This window comes from Nocardia sp. NPDC004860 (assembly GCF_040609015.1).
In the GTDB taxonomy this organism is placed as follows: domain Bacteria; phylum Actinomycetota; class Actinomycetes; order Mycobacteriales; family Mycobacteriaceae; genus Nocardia.
In genome coordinates this window covers 101,753-120,655 of the sequence record NZ_JBEXJI010000011.1, presented here as the reverse complement: position 1 = coordinate 120,655, position 18,903 = coordinate 101,753, and the positions used below count along the sequence as shown (strand labels likewise).

The 18,903-nt window shown below is 70.6% G+C and carries 15 protein-coding genes; 2 read left to right on the top strand and 13 right to left on the bottom strand.

The annotated features are described in order from the left end of the window. Positions 1-45 precede the first annotated feature (45 nt). Complete coding sequence (locus ABZV44_RS21460; RefSeq protein WP_354838816.1) at positions 46-975, bottom strand: neutral zinc metallopeptidase; 930 nt, start codon at positions 973-975, stop codon at positions 46-48. Between the two features lie 421 nt (positions 976-1,396). Here ABZV44_RS21460 and ABZV44_RS21455 point away from each other — a divergent pair, with 421 nt between their 5' ends. Continuing rightward, positions 1,397-2,998 carry a DUF2207 domain-containing protein gene (locus ABZV44_RS21455; RefSeq protein WP_354838813.1) on the top strand — a complete coding sequence of 534 codons (1,602 nt, stop codon included), beginning with the start codon at positions 1,397-1,399 and terminating at the stop codon, positions 2,996-2,998. 13 nt (positions 2,999-3,011) lie between these two features. On the opposite strand, the gene ABZV44_RS21450 is transcribed toward ABZV44_RS21455, so the two are convergent. The 6 genes from ABZV44_RS21450 to ABZV44_RS21425 form a co-directional block, all read right to left on the bottom strand. Then, positions 3,012-5,711, bottom strand: a complete 2,700-nt coding sequence (locus tag ABZV44_RS21450; protein WP_354838811.1) for a fumarate reductase/succinate dehydrogenase flavoprotein subunit — start codon at positions 5,709-5,711, stop codon at positions 3,012-3,014. Then, entirely contained in the window at positions 5,711-6,472 is a 762-nt protein-coding gene (locus tag ABZV44_RS21445; protein WP_354838809.1) for an ABC transporter ATP-binding protein, read from the bottom strand. Before ABZV44_RS21445 ends, ABZV44_RS21450 begins: the two co-directional genes overlap by 1 nt. Further along, positions 6,469-7,341 (bottom strand): ABC transporter permease, encoded by an 873-nt coding sequence (locus ABZV44_RS21440; protein WP_354838806.1) that lies wholly within the window; start codon positions 7,339-7,341, stop codon positions 6,469-6,471. Before ABZV44_RS21440 ends, ABZV44_RS21445 begins: the two co-directional genes overlap by 4 nt. An 88-nt stretch (positions 7,342-7,429) precedes the next feature. Continuing rightward, positions 7,430-8,854 (bottom strand): ABC transporter substrate-binding protein, encoded by a 1,425-nt coding sequence (locus ABZV44_RS21435; protein WP_354838803.1) that lies wholly within the window; start codon positions 8,852-8,854, stop codon positions 7,430-7,432. Positions 8,855-8,863: 9 nt separating this feature from the next. Further along, a complete protein-coding gene (locus tag ABZV44_RS21430) occupies positions 8,864-9,091 on the bottom strand; it encodes a ferredoxin family protein (RefSeq protein WP_040853885.1) in 228 nt (75 codons plus the stop codon). Beyond that, the gene (locus ABZV44_RS21425; RefSeq protein ID WP_354838799.1) at positions 9,092-9,880 is read right to left on the bottom strand and encodes a GntR family transcriptional regulator; all 789 of its coding nucleotides are present in this window, start codon (positions 9,878-9,880) and stop codon (positions 9,092-9,094) included. A 709-nt stretch (positions 9,881-10,589) separates the two neighbouring features. Here ABZV44_RS21425 and ABZV44_RS21420 point away from each other — a divergent pair. Continuing rightward, complete coding sequence (locus ABZV44_RS21420; protein ID WP_354838796.1) at positions 10,590-11,864, top strand: ROK family protein; 1,275 nt, start codon at positions 10,590-10,592, stop codon at positions 11,862-11,864. Between the two features lie 185 nt (positions 11,865-12,049). Here ABZV44_RS21420 and ABZV44_RS21415 read toward each other — a convergent pair whose 3' ends face one another. Genes ABZV44_RS21415 through ABZV44_RS21390 form a run of 6 tightly spaced genes read right to left on the bottom strand, consistent with a single transcriptional unit; the run spans position 12,050 to position 18,903 of the window. After that, entirely contained in the window at positions 12,050-13,186 is a 1,137-nt protein-coding gene (locus ABZV44_RS21415) for an LLM class flavin-dependent oxidoreductase (protein ID WP_354838794.1), read from the bottom strand. Continuing rightward, on the bottom strand, positions 13,183-13,995 hold the full coding sequence (locus ABZV44_RS21410; protein WP_354838791.1) for a DUF1684 domain-containing protein: 813 nt from the start codon (positions 13,993-13,995) through the stop codon (positions 13,183-13,185). The genes ABZV44_RS21415 and ABZV44_RS21410 overlap by 4 nt, the downstream gene beginning before the upstream one ends. After that, a complete protein-coding gene (locus ABZV44_RS21405) occupies positions 13,992-15,356 on the bottom strand; it encodes an NtaA/DmoA family FMN-dependent monooxygenase (protein ID WP_354838788.1) in 1,365 nt (454 codons plus the stop codon). The genes ABZV44_RS21410 and ABZV44_RS21405 overlap by 4 nt, the downstream gene beginning before the upstream one ends. A 9-nt stretch (positions 15,357-15,365) precedes the next feature. Then, complete coding sequence (locus ABZV44_RS21400) at positions 15,366-16,463, bottom strand: LLM class flavin-dependent oxidoreductase (protein ID WP_354838785.1); 1,098 nt, start codon at positions 16,461-16,463, stop codon at positions 15,366-15,368. After that, positions 16,463-18,088, bottom strand: coding sequence for an ABC transporter ATP-binding protein (locus tag ABZV44_RS21395; protein ID WP_354838782.1), 1,626 nt, complete (start codon positions 18,086-18,088; stop codon positions 16,463-16,465). The genes ABZV44_RS21400 and ABZV44_RS21395 overlap by 1 nt, the downstream gene beginning before the upstream one ends. After that, positions 18,085-18,903, bottom strand: coding sequence for an ABC transporter permease (locus ABZV44_RS21390; RefSeq protein ID WP_354839101.1), 819 nt, complete (start codon positions 18,901-18,903; stop codon positions 18,085-18,087). Before ABZV44_RS21390 ends, ABZV44_RS21395 begins: the two co-directional genes overlap by 4 nt.

Here is an 18,903-nt window from a genome sequence, read left to right as displayed (position 1 = left end):
CCCCGCTGCGTCGCGCAGCGGGGCTCGAATGCGTTGCGGTCCGGTTCAGTTCACCTTGCTCGCGGGAACGCTGAAGGTATTGCACTGGAGGGTGCGGTCCTTGTCGTACCCGATCTCGAACCAGCCGCCCATGTTCTGGGCGGTGCCGTGGTCGCGCATGTCGCCGGGTCCGTCGCCGCGGTGATAGGCGTCATTGCGGGCCACGCCGATTTGTGCGCTGGTCAGCGAGCCGCCATTGCTGGAGGACGACAGGTACATGCCGTCGAAGCACTGGGCCTGCAATTCGGTGCGGCGGGACAGTTCCAGGCCGGTGTCGCTGCGGGAACCGGCGTCGCGGCGCTGCTGGTGCACCTTGCCGAGAATGCCGGCCTGGGCCTGGACGTGATGGCCGTATTCATGGGCGAAGACGGACAGGTAGACGACCCAGTTGTTGCCGAAGAGATCGGTTTGCAGCTGGCTGATCGGCATGTAGATGGTCATGTCCGCCGAGCAGTAGAAGGCCGCGAAATTGGTGCTGTTCCCGGTGCACAGGGTGGTGATTCCGGTGGTGTCGGCGGACACGTTCAGCTTGGGCGTCTCGAACGGCAGATTGATCTTGTCGAACAACGGTTTCCACGTGGAGTGCAGGCAGTCCGCCGCGGTTTCGAAGAACTTGCGCGCCACCTCGACCTGGGTGCCCCACGGCGTGTACGCGCACTTGGCCGGCAGCAGCGTGTAGTCGGCATTGGTGAGCAGCGGGTTGTCGGCCGTGGCCGCGACGCCGTGGTTCTCACCGGTGTCCCCCGAGTAGCTGGTCTTGACGGTCGAGCCGGCATTGATGGAATTCAGGCCGGTACTGATGGCGGTGCGCAGCAGCACGCCGGTCACCAGCAGGACCAGGGTCACCACCAGCACACCGATCCGGCCGCGGCGCGGCGGCGCGGGCCGGGTCATCGGGATCGCGCCGGTCGGCGGGGCGGCGGTGGGCGGCGGCATGGGTGCGCGGTAGGCGGGCCGGGCCGGGTAGCCCGGCGGCTGGCCGTAAGCGGGCGGCTGGCCGTAGCCGGGCGGCGGAAAGCCTTGGTGCGGTGGATATCCCGGCCGGGACGCACCGGCAGCGGGCGGGGGCGGATATCCCGGGCGCGGGGACGGATACCCGGGCGGCGGCGGAGTGGGCCGGCCCGGCTGCGGCGAATATCCCGGCGGCCGTTGGTATCCGGGCGGCTGCTGCGACCCGCCCGGCGGCGGGGTTCCGCGCGGTGGCACGGGACGCCGGCCCGGGGGTGTCGGTCCGTGTTCGGACGGTGGGCGAGTCATCTCCCCCGCACCCCCTCGTTCCTCAGAGATAACCTGCCGGCTCCATAGACCTGCGACTTGCCGCTGAGGAAGGATAGCAAGCTGGCTAGAGTAGCCAGTCATGCAGATTTTTCGGGGGGCCGCCCTGGTCGCGCTGCTGCTCGCGGTGGCGGGTGTGGCGGCGCCGGCCGCGGTGGCGCAGCCGGCCGGTGTGGATATCACCGCCGAGGTGAATCTGGGCGACGACGGTCTGCTGCGGGTCACCGAAACCGTGAAAGTGCCCGAGGGCGGCGAGTTTCGGCAGGTGCTGCCGCTGCGGGTGCAGGTGGGCGCAGGCGTGCAGCGCAACTTCCAGGTGACCGACGTGTCCGCCGACGGGGACGGCGATGCCAAGGTCGCCGACGACCGGTTCACCATCGAGGCCCGGCCGGGTTCGGCCACCTTCAAGTACACGGTGCACAACACCGTCAGTGACGCTTCGGGCGCGCAGGTGTTCCAGTGGACCGGGGTGCTGAATACCGATGTGGCGTCGATCAATGCGACGGTGTCGAGCCCGAGCTTCCGCATGGGCATCACCAAGTGCACGGTGGGCCCGCCCGGAAATCCCCAGGACTGCGCGGATATTCGTGTGGAGCCGGACGGCTTCGCGCATCTGGAGAAGACGGACCTGCACAAGGGCGACATCCTGGATGTGACCTTGCAGCTGCCGCCGAGCACGGTCAAGGCGAATGCCGATGTGCGCGACGACAATGCGCCCGGCGCCTTCTCGCCGACCGGTCCGGTGTTCGCCGCGTTCGGCGTGCTGCTGGCGGCGCTGGCGGCGGCGGCCGGGTATGTGGTGTGGTCGCGCCGGTCGGCGCCGGCGGGCACCGAGGTGCTCGATCCGCTGGTGCGCGCGGGTGACCACGTTCAGTTCACCTCACCCGACGGGATGCTGCCGAGCACGGCCGGGCTGCTGCTCGACGGCCACGCCGATGTGCCCGACATGGCGTCGACCGTGGTGGATCTGGCGGTGCGCAACTATCTGTGGGTGAGCGCTGCCGGCGATTCGGATTGGCGCTTCTCCCGGGTGAATCCGCCCGACGGGCAGCTGACCGCCTACGAGCGCGCGGTGTACGCGGCGCTGATTCCGGAGGGCGTCGAGTCGGTGCTGCTGTCCGAGCGCAAGGGCCGGGTGGATGCGAGCGCTGTGCGGGCGGCGCTGATCGGGGATGCCGTGGCAGCCGGGGTCTTCATCGATCGGACCCGCCGGGGTTTCGAGTTCTGGCTCGGGGTCGGGCTGATCCTGCTCGGGGTCATCGCGACCGTGGCGCTGGCCTTCGGCCCGCAGCGGCACGCGTTGGTCGGGGCGGCCATCGCGCTCGGCGGGGTGGCGGCGCTGCTGCTGCCGCGTTATCTGCCCGCCCGCACGGCGCTGGGCCGGGAGCTGACCGGCCGGGTCCAGGCCATGCAGCGCGGGCTGGACGCGATTGCGCCGCAGCGCATCCCGGCCGCCGATCAGGAGCTGGTGTTCTCCCGGGCGCTGCCGTTCCTGGTGGCCGCGCGCCGCGGGGACCAGTGGGTGCGCACTTTCCGCGACTTGGATCCGACCGCGGACGGGAGCCCGGGCCTGTACTGGTTCGGCGGCTTCGAGGGCGATCGCGCGCTGCAGCGTTTCGGCGCGCATTTCCCGTATTTCATCACGGCCGTCGAAGGGTTGTTCCGGACCGCCGACCAGCGCTGACCCGCATAACGGCCTAGCCGCCGGCGTGCACCGCCAGCGCACGCCGGGCGTAGGCGCGCACATCGGCATCGCTGTCCGCGCGGGCGGATTCGAGGGCGGCCAGGGCAGCGGCGGATTCCGGCCAGGTGCTGAGGGTCAGCACCGCGGCCTTGCGGATGTCGGGATGGATATCGGCGAGGGCCCGGCTCAGTGGTTCGACCGCTCGATCCGGTCCGGCCGCGGCCAGGCCGCGCGCCGCCCCCTCCCGGATCTGCCATGCCGAATCACCCAGTGCGGCGGTCAGTGTCGCGGCGTCGGAGTCGGCGCCCAGTCGCGACAGCGCGGTGAACGCGGCCGCGCGGACCAGTGGGTCGCGGTCCGTGGTGAGGGCGCGGACGGTGTCGGCACCGCCGAGTCCGATGGTGGCCAGACCGCGCGCGGCGGCGATCCTGACCTCGCGATTGTCGTCATGCGCGGCGGCGGTCAAGGCGGTCCAGTCGTCGAGGGAGACCAGGGCGTGCACGGCCTGGATGCGGACGCGGTGGTCGGCGTCGACGGCGGCCTTGGCGAAGAGCTCCACCGAGCCGGACCGCAGGGCGCGCAGCAGGTCCACCACCGCGGTGCGCACGATCGGGTCGGGGGAATCAGCGTGTCGCGCGAGACCGGTTGCGGCGGGCAGGATTTCGGCGAGTTCGCGCAGACCGGACACGGCGGCCGAGCGCACTTCCGCGTCCTCGTCCGCGAGCGCCGCGATCAGTTGTTCGGCGAAGCCGTCCGGCGTGTGCTCGGTGAGGACCGCCAGGGCGGTGGCGCGGACCCGGGGATCCGCATCGGAGAGGAACGGCAGCAACTCCGGGATAGCGGGTGCGTCCAGGCTCAGCAGTAGCGCGATCCGGGGTGCCACAACGTCTTTCGTCACGACGCCCGCGGCCGGTGCGTGGGAGCGCACCTGCGCGCCGAGGTTGGGCGGGGTGCCGATGAGCGCGGGCTGGTCCACCGGGACGATGGTGTCGTCGGTGCCGGGCAGATCGTCCAGCCCGGGCACCGGAACGAAATACGGTGCGACCGGCCGCTTCAGGAATTCCATCCGGCCGTCGGCGGTCTTGCGCAGGTTGAGGTGGTACCGCCATTCGACGTCGTCACGTTCCGGGAGGTCGGCGCGCTCGTGGTAGAGGCCCCAGCGGGATTCGGTGCGGGTGAGCGAGGAGCGGGCGGCCATGTCGGCGCAGTCGCGAATGAAGGTGACCTCGGCGCAGCGCATGAGTTCGTGCGGGGTGCGCGCGCCCATGGCGGTGAGGTCGTCCAGCATGCGATCGAAGGTCTCGATGGCGAGGGAGAGCTTGGTGGCCGTCTTGGGCGGGGCGACATAGTCGTTCACGAACCGCCGCAGCTTGTATTCGACCTGCTGCTGCGGCGGCCCGTCGGGATTGCGCAGCGGGCGGTAGACGAGTTCGTGGGCGGCGGCGAGCTGGTCGGCGGGCAGCTCGCCGGGAGCGGTGACCTCGCTCAGGGTGGATGCGGCGTGCGCGCCGGCCAGGTCGCCGTAGACGAACGCGCCGATCATGTAGTTGTGCGGGACGCAGGCCAGGTCACCGGCGGCGTAGAGGCCGGGCACGGTGGTGCGGGCGTGTTCGTCGACCCAGACGCCGGAGGCGGAATGCCCGCTGCACAAACCGATTTCGGAGATGTGCATCTCGATGTCGTGGGTGCGGTAGTCGTGGCCGCGATTGGCGTGGAAGGTGCCGCGGGTGGGGCGTTCGGTGGTGTGCAGGATGCCCTCGAGGGCATCGAGGGTCTCCTCGGGCAGGTGCGAGACCTTGAGATAGATGGGGCCGCGGGCGGATTCGATCTCCCGCTTCACCTCGGACATCATCTGGCCGGACCAGTAGTCGGAGTCCACGAAACGCTCGCCGAGTGCGTTCACCTGGTACCCGCCGAACGGATTGGCCACATACGCGCAGGCCGGACCGTTGTAATCCTTGATGAGCGGATTGATCTGGAAGCATTCGATGCCCGAGAGCTCCGCGCCCGCGTGGTAGGCCATGGCGTAGCCGTCACCGGCATTGGTGGGGTTCTCGTAGGTGCCGTAGAGGTACCCGGAGGCGGGCAGCCCGAGGCGGCCGCACGGGCCGGTGGCCAGAATCACGGCCTTCGCGCCGACCGCGACGAATTCACCGGTGCGCGTGTTCAATGCGGCCGCGCCGACGGCACGCCCGTTCTCGGTGAGCACCCGCACGGGCATCAGCCGGTTCTCGATTCTGATGCGCTCGCGCATCTTCCGCTGCCGCAGCACGCGGTACAGCGCCTTCTTCACGTCCTTGCCCTCCGGCATGGGCAGCACGTACGACCCGGACCGGTGTACCCGGCGCACGGCGTATTCGCCGTAGGCGTCCTTCTCGAACTTCACGCCGTAGCGCTCCAGCCGCTGCACCATGGCGAAGCCGCGGGTGGCGGTCTGATAGATGGTGCGCTGGTTGACGATGCCGTCATTGGCGCGGGTGATCTCGGCGACGTAGTCCTCGGGTTCGGCCTTGCCGGGAATGACGGCGTTGTTGACGCCGTCCATGCCCATGGCCAGCGCGCCGGAGTGGCGGACGTGCGCCTTCTCCAGCAGCAGTACGTTCGCGCCCGCTTCGGCGGCGGTGAGCGCGGCCATGGTGCCGGCGGTGCCGCCGCCGATCACCAGCACGTCGCAGTCGAGGCGGGTGGTTTCGGCGAGATCGGGGATGTCCATTACTTGGTTGCCTCCGTGAGGTCGCCCGAATGATCCAGGGCGGCGATGATGTCGGTGCGTAGCGCGCTGCGGTCGACCCCGGTTTCGCGCGGACGCGGGACCTCCAGCAGCGCGCGCAGGGGTTCGCCGGCGCGGCCGAGCACCGCGATGCGGTCGCCGAGCAGCAGCGCCTCGTCCACGTCGTGGGTGACGAAGACGAGGGTGGCGGGATGCTCGCGCCAGGTGTCGATCAGCAGGCGCTGCATGGTGTTCCGGGTCTGGGCGTCCAACGCGCCGAAGGGCTCGTCCATCATGACCGCGCGGGGCGCGCCCGCCAGTCCGCGGGCCAGCTGTACGCGCTGGCGCATGCCGCCGGACAGCGATTTGGGCAGGAAGTCGGCGAAGCCGGTGAGCCCGATCTCGGCGATCCAGCGGTCGGCCAGCGCGCGTCGTCCGGCCCGTGGTTCGCCCCGGAGTTTCAGGGCCAGTTCGATATTGGCGCGCACGGACTTCCAGGGCAGCAGGGCATTGTCCTGGAAGACGACGGCGCGGTCGCGATCGGTGCCGGTCACCTCGAGCCCGTCGGCCAGCACCCGGCCGGTGCCCGGCCGCAACAGGCCCGCCAGGGCGCGCAGCACCGTGGACTTACCGCAGCCGGAGGGTCCGGTGAGGATCAGGATCTCGCCCGGTCGCACCGTCAGCGACAGGTCGGTGATCACCGGCGCGCCCGTGTACGACAGCCCGACCCGGTCCAGGGTCAGATCGATTCCGGCAGTGCTCATTTCACGGACTCCTCGCCTCGTGGCAGCCAGTGCGTGACGCGCCGCCCGAGCAGTTCCACGGCGGCGGAGGTGGTGTAGCCGAGCACCCCGATGGTGATGATGCCGACGAAGACGCCCGGGTAGTCGACGATGGTGTACGCCTGCCAGGTGCGGTAGCCGACACCCAGCCGGCCCGAGATCATCTCGGCCGAGACCACGCAGATCCAGGCCACGCCGATGCCGGTCGACAGTCCGCCGAAGACGCCGGGCAGGCTGCCCGGCAGCACGACTCGCCACAGCACGTCCCAGCGCGTCCCGCCCTGTGTCCGCACCGATTCCTCCCAGATGACCGGCAGCGCGCGCACCGCGTGCCGGGTGGCGACCATCACGGGGAAGTACGCGGCCAGGAAGGTGATGAACACGATTCCCGTCTCGTCGTCGGGGAACAGCAGAATGGCGACCGGCACGATGGCGATGGCCGGAATCGGCCGGGCCAGCTCGGTGAGCGGCCCCAGCGTGTCGGCGATCCACCGCGAACGCCCCAGCGCCACACCGGATGCCACCCCCGCCCCGGCCGCCAGCCCGAATCCGGTGAGGATCCGGACGAGCGACTGCCCGAGATCGAGATAGTAGGTGTCGGTCCCCAGCTGATGCTGAAATGCCCGCACGATCTGCGTCACGGTCGGCAGGGTGTCGAACCGTACCCAGAGCCGGAGGTGGGAGGCCGTCAGGAACTGCCAGAAACCCACCGCGACCAGCACAGACAGTGCGCGCACCAGGCGCGACCGCCATACCGTCCGGCCGGCCCCGGAGCCGGCCGCGCCCACCGCCCGTGCGGGTGCGGCGGCGGACGACGCCGGACGGGCCGCTACCGCCGTGGTCGCGATCATCGTCCAACTCCGTTGCGCCACTGCATGCTTCGACCCGCTTCGGCCGTTCGCCGCCGACCCGGGATCACGTCGTTCCGCGGCCGGGCGCTCACGGCCGGACCTCGCTGATCGCCTGGTCGTAGGAGACCGTCACACCCGACGGGTGCCGGCCCAGGTAGCGCCGCACGGCCGACGCGGTCGTGAAAGGCAGGTAGGTGTCGCCGTCGCGGACCCACAGCGCCTTGTCGGCGAACCAGCGGGTGCCGAGTTCGGCATCCGGCACGTAGGCGGCGCGGACCGTCTTCCCCTGTGCCCGCGCCTGTTTGATCGCGCGGAGCAGGCTGGTGGGGTCGGCGGCGGGCTGGGTGACGTCCTGGCCGGTCAGCCAGATCTCGCCGGCCAGCGCCGGATTGTCGGCAGCCCGGTTGGCCACCGGATCGGTGCCGGCCACGGGCGCGGGGTTGGTGGTGCGGGCCAGCTCCGCGTCATAGTTCAGGCCCCGTTCCGCGAACGCCTGCTTCAGCGCGGCCGGGTCGACGAACCTGTCGATGTCGAGGTCGGCGAAGTCACCGATCGACTTCAGGTACGGCACATCACCTTTGAACGCGGCGATGAGCGAGGGCTTCAGCGTGGTGTCGAAGGAGGTTCCGCCCGGCCCGTTGTACAGGTACACGACCTCCGGGGACAGCCCGGCGTTGTCGGCGACCACCTGCGCCGCTTCCAGGGGATGCTGGTGGATGAAATCGGTGGCGTCCAGCTGGGCTTGCAGGAAGGCATCGAGCACCTCGGGATGCTGCGCGGCGTAGTCGCGGCGGGCGACCACGCCGTGGAAGGTCGGGACGTTCAGTTCCGCGCCGTCGTAGAGCAGCCTGGCCTTGTTCTGGAAGACCAGCAGCCCGGGCCAGGCCACGAACTGCGACAGCGCCGACACCTGACCGGATTCCAGTGCGGAGGAACCGATCTGGGGTTGCTGATTGAGCACCTCGACTCCGGACTTCGGGTCGATGCCCGCGCGGGTCAGCGCCTGTACCAGGGTGCCGTGCCCGGCGGAGCCCACACTGGCCGAGATCTTCTGACCGGCGAGGTCGTTCAGGGATTGCGCCTTGGAGTCGGGCGCGACCACCACCATGTTGAGCGCGCCCTTGGGGTTGTAGCCGGTGATCGAGACCAGCTCGGTCTTCGACCGCTCGCTCGCCTGGGTACGGGAGCCATTGATGAGCAGCGGATAGTCGCCCATCGAGCCGATGTCGATCTTCTCGGCCACCATCTGCGCGGTGATGGGCGCGCCGGTGTCGTAGTCCTGCCATTCCACCGCGTACTTCTTGCCGCCCCCGGCACTGAGGGCGTTCAGGCGCTGTTCCAGAAAGCCCTTGGCCTTCAACAGGGTTCCGGCGGTGACGGTATTGATGGTCTTGGACTGATAGCCGATGACGACCTTGACGGTGTCACCGTCGCCGGTGCTCTCGAGCGAGCAACCGGACGCGGTCAGGGCGAGGGCGGCGGCCAGAGCGGCCAGAGCTGGGCGGTACTTCATGGGTTTTCCTCAACGCAGCAGATAGGGCATGTTGACGGTGACGGCGCCGGTGGGACAGCGGGCTGCACAGGGGCCGCAGTACCAGCACTCGTCGACGTGCATGTACGCCTTGCCGTTGTCCGGGTTGATCGCCAGCGAGTCCAGCGGGCAGATCTCCACGCACAGCGTGCAGCCCTGGATGCACAGCGATTCGTCGATGGTCACGGGCACGTCGGCCCGGTGCTCGACCACAGCCATCTAGATCAACCTCCAGTCGGTGCCCGCTTCGGCACCCGGTGAGCGCTCCGGTGGCCGGATCAAGCTGCCGCGCATGGTGATCCGGTCTCCGCGCATGCGGATGTATTCCAGGTCGACCGGGCGGCCGTCCTCGAGTTTGGTGAGCCGCTCGAGCAGCAGCAGCGCGCCGCCCTCCGGCATCTGCAGGGTCATGGCCGAGTGGGCGTCGGCGGTGATGGCCTCGAGCGCGAGATCGGCGGATCCGAGTGGGCCGCCGCTGATCTGCTCGATGAGGGCGAAGACGTCATTGCTCTCGAGGTCGCGGGTGACGACCTCGTCGCCGATGTCGGGGGCCAGATAGGTGAGGTCCAGGCTCAGCGGCAGGTCGCCGAGGTACCGCAGACGCTCGATGTACACAGACTGTTCGCCGGGCTCGAGCCGCAGCTTGCGGGCGACCGCGGGCGGCGGCAGCAGTCGCCGGGCCGCACGCACCTCATTGCGGACCTCGCCGTGTCCGCGCAGGGTCTCCTTCAGACCGAGCAGGGCGTCGAGTCCGTGGTCGTATTTGCGCTGGGCCACATGGGTGCCGATCTTCGGGGCGCGTTCGATCAGGCCCTCGTCCTTGAGCAGCGCAAGGGCATCGCGAATCGTGTTCCGCGACACCGCGAATTCGGCGGCCAGCTCGTGTTCCGGGGACAGCGCCCCCTCGAACGCGCCCGCGTGAATCTGCTGACGCAGCACATCCGCCACCTGACGGGCACGATCGGCCCGGCGCAGGGGTGCGCGCAGCGGTACCGGTTCCGGCGACACCTCGACTCCTCTCAACGCCTTTGACCTGTGGTTTCAGAACTGTAGAGGCGATGCGGGAGGGCATCGGGGCACTCACCCGAGGGCCGCGCGGGCGGTGCGTTTCTACGCCGCCCGGCCGTGCGCGCGGCCTGCCGAAATGCCGGTGATTCGAGCTATTGCGCCACCGCGACCGCGGGTGGAGGACTTGGAATCACGCTGAGCGGAATGCGTGCACCGGACCTGGCTCCGGAGTGGGGTCGGGGCAGGCCCGCTTTCTCGAGATGCGGGACGGCGACGTGGCGTGCACCACATTTCCCGTCGGCTCGGCACGACCGCGTCGGTGGCGTGAAATATCAACCGGCACAAAAGATTCGGCCTTACGGCAGGTTGTTCGGAGGGTTTGCAGCCGAGGCGGGCCGACAGGCCCGGGACTGCCGGGACGGACGCGCGCGCCTTCCGTTCGTCGTGATCGGAATGATACTTTGATCCTATGTCTGCCAGTCGCCCTCTCTCCGCGCCGCGGGTCACCTACGTGACCATCGCGCTGGGCGTTCGGCTGCCGCGGCAACGGGAACTGTGTTGTCCCTGCCGTCGCGCAGCCGAGTTCTGACCCGGATCGTTCAAGCATCACCGCCCACCCGGATCCGGGTTCCTCGCTGCACCGCTGATTCCTCCATGTAGGCATTCGTCCCCCTGTCGGCAGGCGGGACCGCAGCAAGGATTGCGAAAAGTGTCCAGCCCCACGCTCGAACGTCCCCATACCGCCGTCTCCACCGCGACCGCACGGCTGGCTCCGGCCCGCCCGGCGGTGCCGCCGGAGCTGCGCATCACCGACAATCCGGCGGCCGCCGTGCTGCGCGCCGCCACCCGCGGACCCATCTTCCGCGATATCGCCGCACAGGCCACGGGTCTGAGCATCGCCACCGTGAATCGCCAAGTGTCCGCGCTGCTTTCGGCCGGACTGCTGCGCGAGCGCGCCGATCTGACCGCGTCCGGCGCGGTGGGCCGCCCGCGGGTGCCGTTCGAGGTCGACACCGACACCTACGTGACGCTGGGTGTGCACATCGGCTTCACCGTCACCCGCATCGTGGCCGCGGACCTGTCCGGCCGCATTCTGGGCGGACTCGAAATCGCCACGCCCCAAACGGGTCAGGACGCGGCGCTGACCATAGTGGCCCGTAGCGCCAAGGCGTTCCTGGACCGGCTGCCGCGGCGGCGGCCGCTGTGGACCGGCGTGGCGCTGGCCGGGCGGGTGGACCCCGCCGCGGGCGTGGTGGATCATCCCCGCCTGGGCTGGCAGGCCGCGCCGGTGGCGGCGGTCTTCAGCAGCGTGCTGGATCTGCCGGTCTCGGTGTCGGCGCACGTCGAGGCGATGGCGGCGGCGGAGCTGCTGCTCACCCCGCGCGAGCCGGGCGAGGAGGCGCGACCGGGCAGCAGCCTGTTCGTCTACGCCCGCGAAACCGCCGGTGTGGCAGTGACATTGCATGATCGGGTGCACACGCCAGCCAACGGCCCCGGCTCGATCGCTCACCTGCCGACCGGCTCGGAGGTGGATTGCACCTGCGGCCGGCGCGGTTGCCTGGAGGCGGCCATCGGTGAGCGCGCCCTGCTGGAGCGCGCGGTGCGCAAAGGCGTGCTCCCCAAGCCGGAGGCCCCGCGCCGCCCGGCGATCACCGATCTGTACCGGGCCGCGGACTCGGGGAACGCCGCCGCCCGTGACCTGCTCGTCGAGCGGGCCGAGATCCTGGGCCGCACAGCGGCTCTGGTGCGCGACATGTTCAATCCGGACCGGGTGGTGCTGGGCGGTCAGGCGTTCACCGGCTGGCGGCCCGGCATGGAGCGGGTCGCCAAGGCCTTCGCGGAGTCGACCACCCTGCCCGCGGCGGATCTGCGGATCAGCCGATTCGGCGGCCGGGTGCAGGAATTCGCGGCGGCGGTGACGTCGGTGAGCGTGTTCTACGCCGATCCGCTGTCGGCCATGCGCCGGGCCACCCGGGCCCGCTAGCCCGATACGACGAAATCCCCGCCGGTGCGTCCGGCGGGGATTTCCTTGTGGCCGAAGGGGGTCGGGCCGGACGGTCCACGGTCCGGCCCGGCCCCCGGTCCCGCAAGCACGCGAGGCCCTTGCGCGCACTGCGGGTTTCCCCGCCGCCCGCCCCGGAGTCCCCTTCCGGGCGGGCGGCGGTGGTCTCAGGCGGCCCGCACCTGCGGGGACAGTCCCCACTCGCGAGCCAGCAGGCGATGGGAGTTCACCCGGCTTTCATGGTCGAAAGTCACGCTGGTGACCAGGATTTCGTCCGCCCCCGTGAGCCGTTGCAGGGCGCGCAGGCGTTCGGCGACAGTGGCGGGGGAGCCGACGAACTGGGTGGTGACCCGGTCGTCGACCAGGCGGCGCTGCTGGTCGGACAGCGGCGGCGCGGTGTCGGGATCGAGGTATTCCGCCGCGCCCGCACCGCTGCGAATGCTGTAGACCCAGTGGCCATAGGTGGCGGCCAGGTGCTGGGCGGTGGCGTCGTCCGCGGCGACCACCACATCGGCGGAGACCACCAGGTACGGGCGCGGGAAGCGGGCGGACGGGCGGAAGGCCGCGCGGTAAGCCTCGACGGTCTCCACGACGGTGCCCGGCGAGACGTGATAGTTCGCCGCGAACGGCAGCCCCAATCGCCCTGCCAGCTGGGCGCTTTCACCACCGCTGCTGCCGAACAGCCAGGGCTGCACATCGGCTCCCTCGCCGGGGACGGCGTGCAGCTCGACGCCGTCGGGCGTGACATAGGTGCCGTCGAGCAGCGCGAGAATCTCCGCGATCTGCTCGGTGTAGGGCAGCGGTTGCGCGCCCGGCAGGTGCAGCGCGCCCAAACTCGCTCGCACCCTGGAGAAGTCGAGCAGCTGGCCGGGGAAGAACGGGGGCGGGATGACCACGCCGTCGCGGACCTCGGTGGGGCGATCCGGTGCGGGGACCGGCGGCACACCCGCCGACCGCACCTGGTCCGCACGGTGACCGGAGCGCCCCAGCCCCAGATCCAGGCGGCCCGGGTAGAGGGCGTCGATGGTGCCGAACGCCTCCACCACCGAGATCGAGGTGTGGTGCCCGAGCTGCACGGCCGCCGACCCGACACGAATGGATTCGGTTGCGGCGGCGATCAATCCGATCAGCGTGGTCGGCGCGGCGCCGGCCACCTTCACGAAGTGATGCTCGGCGACCCAGAACCGGTGGTAGCCCAGGCGTTCGGCCTGCTGGGCCAGGTCGATACTGTTGCGCACCGCCTGCTGCGGCGTGGAGCCCGCGCTGATCGGGGCCAGGTCCAGGACGGATAGCGGAATGGTCATGCGGTGTGCTCCTTCCGCGGATCCCGTTCGCCCGCTTCGACGGCCAGCGGGAGCCGGTTCTCGGCCGGGGCGACCGGGCAGGTGGCGTAGTCGGTGAACGCGCAGGGCAGATTGACCGCGCGATTGAAGTCGAGGACCACGGTGCCGTCGGCGGCGGGCCGGGACAGATCCAGCCGCCGCACGCCGCCGTAGGTGGTGACGCCGCTGGTGGCGTCGGTGAAGAGCACGTGCAGGCCGCGCGTCTGGTTGCCGAAAACGACCAGTTGCCGCTGCTCGCCGCCCAGTTCGACGGTCACGGTGCCGGTGGCGGTGTGGTGGTGTTCGAGGCCCTCGACCACCGCACCCGTGGTGACCACCCGGGCCACCTCGAAGGGTTCGAACCGGCCGGTCACGACCCAGGCCGGATCCGGCCGGTAGACCGGGATCTCGGTGAAGGCCGCCAGGGCCGGCGACGCCGGATCGTGGACACGCAGCGCGAACTGCCCGGTCCGGCGGATCACCTCGATGACACGGTCACCGGTGCGGACCTCGAGCCCCGGGGCGCCCTCGCCCGGGGTGAGCACCGCCGAACCGGCGAGTGCCGCGCCGTTCAGCAGCAGCTGCCCGGCCTCCTCGGATTCCACTGTCACATGGACGTTCTCGCCGTCGGCGCGCCAGCGGCCGGGCAGGCCGTCGACGGTCTCGTCGTGCTCCCCGAGCCAGTGCAGGCCGGTCAGGCTGAGCCAGCCCAGCGGTTGACGGGCCCAGGCGGCTCGTTCGGCGCGGAACGCGGCCCACTGCTGGTCGAATTCGGTGGCGGTGGCGGTCATGAGGCGCGGACTCCTTCGGTGCCGTGGTGAGGGTGGCGCAGACCCAGGTGGTCACGCAGGGTCGCGCCGGTGTACTCGGTGCGGAAGCTGCCCAGGGACTGCAGTTCCGGGACGACCTTCTCGACGAACTCGTCGAGACCGGTCGGTGTGAGATGCGGGACCAGCACGAAACCGTCGGCGGCATCGGACTGGACGTAGTGGTCGATCTCGGCGGCCACCTGCCGGGGCGTGCCCACGAACTGCTGGCGGGCGGTGGTCGCGATGATGAGCTCGCGAATGGAAAGCTGCTCGGCCTCGGCCCTGGCCCGCCACGCCTCGGCGATGGCGCGCGGATCCCGAGCGTGCCGGACCCTGCCCCGGGTGATGTTCACATCCTCGGCCGGATCGATGTCCGGCAGCGGGCCGTCCGGGTCGTAGGCGGAAAGGTCACAGCCCCAGACCTGTTCGAGGAAGGCGATGGCGGTCTGCGGCGTCACCTGCTGCCGGCGGATGTGGCCGGCGCGTTCGGCCGCGTCGGCCGCGGTGTCACCGAGCACGAACCCGGCCGCGGGCAGGATCTTCAGATCGTCGCGACCGCGGTCGTACTTGGCGAGCCGGTCCTTCACATCCCGGTAGAACCGCTGTCCGTCCTCGAGCTCGCCGTGCGCACTGAAGATGACATCGGCCTTGGCGGCGGCGAATTCGCGGCCCTCGTCGGAGTCGCCGGCCTGGATCTGCACCGGATGGCCCTGCGGACTGCGCGGCAGCACGAACCGGCCGTCGATCTCGAACTGATCGCTGCTGAAGTGCACCTCGGGCACCGGCCGGGCGAAAAACCCGCGCTCCCGGTCGATCACGAGAGCATCGGCGGGCCAGCTGTCCCACAGCGCGCGGGTGGCGTCGACCACCTCGTGCGCGCGGGTGTAGCGCTTGGCGTGCTCCAGATAGCCGCCGCGCCGGAAGTTCTCACCGGTGAAGGCATCCGAGGAGGTCACCGCGTTCCAGGCGGCGCGGCCGCCGGACAGGTGGTCCAGCGTCCCGAATTGCTTCGCCAGCTCGAAGGGTTCGTTGTACGTGGTGTTGATGGTTCCGGCCAGGCCGAGCCGGTCGGTGACCGCGGCCAGCGCATTGAGCACCGTGAAGGTGTCGGGGCGGCCCACCACGTCCAGGTCGTGGATGCGGTCGCGGTGTTCGCGCAGGCGCAGGCCCTCGGCCAGGAAGAAGAAGTCGAACAGCCCGCGCTCGGCGGTGCGCGCCAGGTGCACGAAGGAGTCGAAGTCGATCTGACTGCCCGAGTCCGGGTCGGTCCAGACGGTGTGGTGGTTGACGCCCGGGAAGTGGGCCGCCAGGTGAATCTGCTTGCGTATCCGCTGATCCGGCATGATGGCTCCTCAGGCGTGGGCGGTGACGTGCGCGCCACCGGCGTAGCGGCCGGCCGGACGCGGCAGGCCCAGACGCTCGCGCAGGGACGGGGTGAGAGCGGGCAGGTGCGGCAGGGCGGCGGCCAGCGCCAGCGGGCGCAGCACCACACCGTCTGCCGCGCAGTCGCTTTCGACGCGGCGCAGCAGGTCGCGGAGTTCGGCGGCGGTGCCGATGTGGAATACCGTCGCCGGGGCCGGGGTGGCGATCCAGTCCTCGAGCTGGGCGACGTCGGCGGCGGCCGCGTCCACGGTGTCCGCCAGCTGGACGTCGATATCGAGCAACACCCGGACCCGGTTGGGATCGCGCCCGGCGGCGGCGACCGCGGAGCGCAGTTCGGCGCGGGTGGCCGCGGCGGTCGCGAGATCCGGTGCGGCAATGCGGATCAGGTCGGCGCGGTGCACGGCCACCCGGGTGCTGTGCGGATCGGCCGCGCGCACCGCCACCGGCGGCTGCCCCTGCGGCGGACGCGGGGTGATCGACGGACCCTTCACCGAGAAGTGCTCACCGGCGAAGTCGATGTAGTGCAGTTTGTCGCGGTCGATGAAGCGGCCGGTGGACGTATCGCGGATCTCGGCGTCGTCCTCCCAGCTGTCCCACAGCCGCGACACCACCTCGACGGCCTCGTCCGCCTCCCGCCAGCGGGAGCGATCGTCCTGCTCCGGTTTGCGGCCGAACACGGCCGCCTCCCCCGCCGAGACCGTGATCTCCCAGCCCGCCCGGCCCTTCGTGGCGAAGTCCAGGCTGGCAATGGCCTTGGAGAGGTGGAAGGGCTCGGTGTGGGTGACCGACGCCTGCGGGATCAGGCCGATGCGCCGGGTCTGCGCGGCGGCGCGCGCGGCCACCGCCACGGCGTCCAGGCGGCCGATCGCCCCCGCCGGTTGCAGGGTGAATCCGTCGGGCAGGAATGCGAGATCGAGGCCCGCGTCCTCGGCGGCCCGCAGCACGCCCACCCAGTAGCGGGCATCGAAGAGGTCCTCGGCGCGGGAGTCGGCGCGCCGCCAGGAGGCCGGGTGCACGCCGGTGCCGGACAGTTCCAGGCCCAGCAGCAGCGGAGGGAGATGCGGCATCAGGCTGTCCTTTCGAGCGGAAGGGGGACCTCGGGCGGGGTCGCCCGGGGGACGGCCGCGAGCAGCTCGCGGGTGTAGTCGTGCTGCGGATTGCCGAAGAGCTCGGCCGTGGTGGCGGTTTCGACCACACACCCCTGGCGCATGACGGCCACGCGGTCGGCCAGGCGGCGGACCACGGCCAGATCATGGGAGATGAACAGGTAGGCCAGGTCCAGGTCGGTCTGCAGCCGTTCGAGCAGATCCAGGATCTGGGCCTGCACCGAGACGTCCAGGGCCGACACCGGTTCGTCGAGGACGAGCAGGTCCGGACGCAGGGCCAGGGCGCGGGCGATGGCGACGCGCTGCCGCTGGCCGCCGGAGAGTTCGGCGGGGCGGCGATCCAGGTAGGCGCCCGGCAGCGCGACCTGGTCCAGGAGTTCGGCGGCCGTCGCACGACGGGACCGGCGATCGCCGATGCCGTACGCCTGCAAGGGTTCCGACACGATCGTGCCGATACTCAGCTTGGGGTTCAGCGACACGTACGGGTTCTGATAGACGACCTGGATGCGGCGGCGGAGCGCACGCAGCCCGGCCCCTGTCAGCGCGGTGATGTCCTGCCCGTCGAAGGTGACGGTGCCCGCGTCCGGTGCGGCCAGCCGGGCGATGATGCGGGCGGTGGTGGACTTGCCCGAACCGGATTCGCCGACCACGGCCAGGGTTTCGCCGCGATTGATCTCCAAGGAGACGTCGTCGACCGCGGTGACCGTGAAATCCCTGGTGACACGGAAGGATTTGCGCAGCCCGGTCGCCGACACCAGCGGTGTCGCGGGCTCGCGGACGGGTCGCGGATGCCGATCCCGGTCCAGGGTGGGGGCGGCGGCGATCAACCGCTTCGTGTACTCGTGCTGTGGATTGCCGAGTACCGCTGCCGCCGTTCCCGTTTCGACGATCAGTCCGTTCTGCATGACCGCGATGCGGTCCGCGCGTTCGGCGGCCACCGCCAGGTCGTGGGTGATGAGCAGGACCGCCGTACCGGATTCCGCGGTGCGCTGCGCGAGGTGGTCGAGAATGCGGCGCTGCACGGTGACGTCGAGCGCGCTGGTCGGCTCGTCGGCGATCACCAGTTCGGGGCCACAGGCCAGGGCGATGCCGATCAGCACGCGCTGGCGCTGGCCACCGGACAGGTCCTGGGGATATTGCCCGGCCCGCACCTCCGGCCGATCCAGCCCGGCCTGCTCCAGAATCCGCACCGCCTCGAGCCGGGCGGTGCGGCGATCCGCCCGGCCGTGAATGCGCAGCACCTCCCCGACCTGATCACCGATGCGCAACACCGGATTCAGCGAGGTACCCGGGTCCTGCGGGATCAGGCCGATGCGCGCACCCCGGATCCGTTGCAGCGCCCGCTGCGAGGCGTGCTCGAGGCGCTCCCCGGCGAAGCCGATCGCACCCGCCGTGATCCGGCCGCCGTTCAGCAGCCCGATCACCGCGTGCGCGAGAGTCGACTTGCCCGAACCGGATTCGCCCACGAGCGCGACCGTCTCACCGCGCCGCACCTCCAGCGAGACACCGCGCACGGCAGCCGTCGTCCCGGTACTGCCCCGGTATTCGACCTGCAGCCCCTCGATGCTCAACAGCAGATCGGTCATCGGACACCGTCCTTCTGCAGTGCCCGGGCAATCCGCTGGGTGGACAGCACCAGCACGACGATCACCAGCCCGGGCATGGTCGTCAGCCACCACGCGGTGGCCAGGAACCCGCGGCCGTCGGACACCAGCGACCCCCACTCCGGCGTCGGCGGCACCGCGCCATAGCCGAGGAAGCTCAGCGAGGCCACGAACAGCACCGCGACCCCGAAGTCCACCGCCGCCAGCGCCGCCACCGGACCGTAGGCATTGCGCAGCACATGACGGAACAGCACGGTGTGCCAGCGCACCCCGGAGGCGAAGGCCGCCTCCACATACGGGGCCCGCCGCACCCGCAGCACCTCGCCCCGCATCACCCGCGCGAACCGGGCGATGAGCGAAACACCCACGGCGATGGCCACATTGCGGGTGCCCAGCCCCAGCACGGTGATCATGGCGAGCGCGACCAGCAGATCCGGTATGGACAGCAACACATCGACCACCCGCATGATCGCCGTGTCCACCGCGCCGCCCGCCGTGCCCGCCACCAATCCCAGTAGCGAGCCCGCGATCAGCCCGAGCAGCACCGCGAACACGGTCGCGCTCACCGAGAGACCGGTTCCGTGCACCACGCGGGCGTACAGGTCCCGGCCGAGATTGTCGGTCCCGAACCAGTGCCCCGCGCTGGGCCCGCGCAGCTTCTGCGCCGGCACGCCGCGCAGGGGATCGCTCCCGGCGAAAACCGCCGGGGCGACCGCCCATGCCAGTACCAGGAGCACCACGGCACTCGCCGCCAACAGTCCGAGATTTCCGCGTACCCACGCCACTGCGCGCCGCAT

Excerpts from the sequence above, each read along its gene's own strand:
- ABZV44_RS21460 (WP_354838816.1), bottom strand. The coding sequence starts at position 975 with ATGCCGCCGCCCACCGCCGCCCCGCCGACCGGCGCGATCCCGATGACC.
- ABZV44_RS21455 (WP_354838813.1), top strand. The coding sequence starts at position 1,397 with ATGCAGATTTTTCGGGGGGCCGCCCTGGTCGCGCTGCTGCTCGCGGTG.
- ABZV44_RS21450 (WP_354838811.1), bottom strand. The coding sequence starts at position 5,711 with ATGGACATCCCCGATCTCGCCGAAACCACCCGCCTCGACTGCGACGTG.
- ABZV44_RS21445 (WP_354838809.1), bottom strand. The coding sequence starts at position 6,472 with ATGAGCACTGCCGGAATCGATCTGACCCTGGACCGGGTCGGGCTGTCG.
- ABZV44_RS21440 (WP_354838806.1), bottom strand. The coding sequence starts at position 7,341 with ATGATCGCGACCACGGCGGTAGCGGCCCGTCCGGCGTCGTCCGCCGCC.
- ABZV44_RS21435 (WP_354838803.1), bottom strand. The coding sequence starts at position 8,854 with ATGAAGTACCGCCCAGCTCTGGCCGCTCTGGCCGCCGCCCTCGCCCTG.
- ABZV44_RS21430 (WP_040853885.1), bottom strand. The coding sequence starts at position 9,091 with ATGGCTGTGGTCGAGCACCGGGCCGACGTGCCCGTGACCATCGACGAA.
- ABZV44_RS21415 (WP_354838794.1), bottom strand. The coding sequence starts at position 13,186 with ATGACCATTCCGCTATCCGTCCTGGACCTGGCCCCGATCAGCGCGGGC.
- ABZV44_RS21410 (WP_354838791.1), bottom strand. The coding sequence starts at position 13,995 with ATGACCGCCACCGCCACCGAATTCGACCAGCAGTGGGCCGCGTTCCGC.
- ABZV44_RS21405 (WP_354838788.1), bottom strand. The coding sequence starts at position 15,356 with ATGCCGGATCAGCGGATACGCAAGCAGATTCACCTGGCGGCCCACTTC.
- ABZV44_RS21400 (WP_354838785.1), bottom strand. The coding sequence starts at position 16,463 with ATGCCGCATCTCCCTCCGCTGCTGCTGGGCCTGGAACTGTCCGGCACC.
- ABZV44_RS21395 (WP_354838782.1), bottom strand. The coding sequence starts at position 18,088 with ATGACCGATCTGCTGTTGAGCATCGAGGGGCTGCAGGTCGAATACCGG.
- ABZV44_RS21390 (WP_354839101.1), bottom strand. The coding sequence starts at position 18,903 with ATGCGGCGCGCAGTGGCGTGGGTACGCGGAAATCTCGGACTGTTGGCG.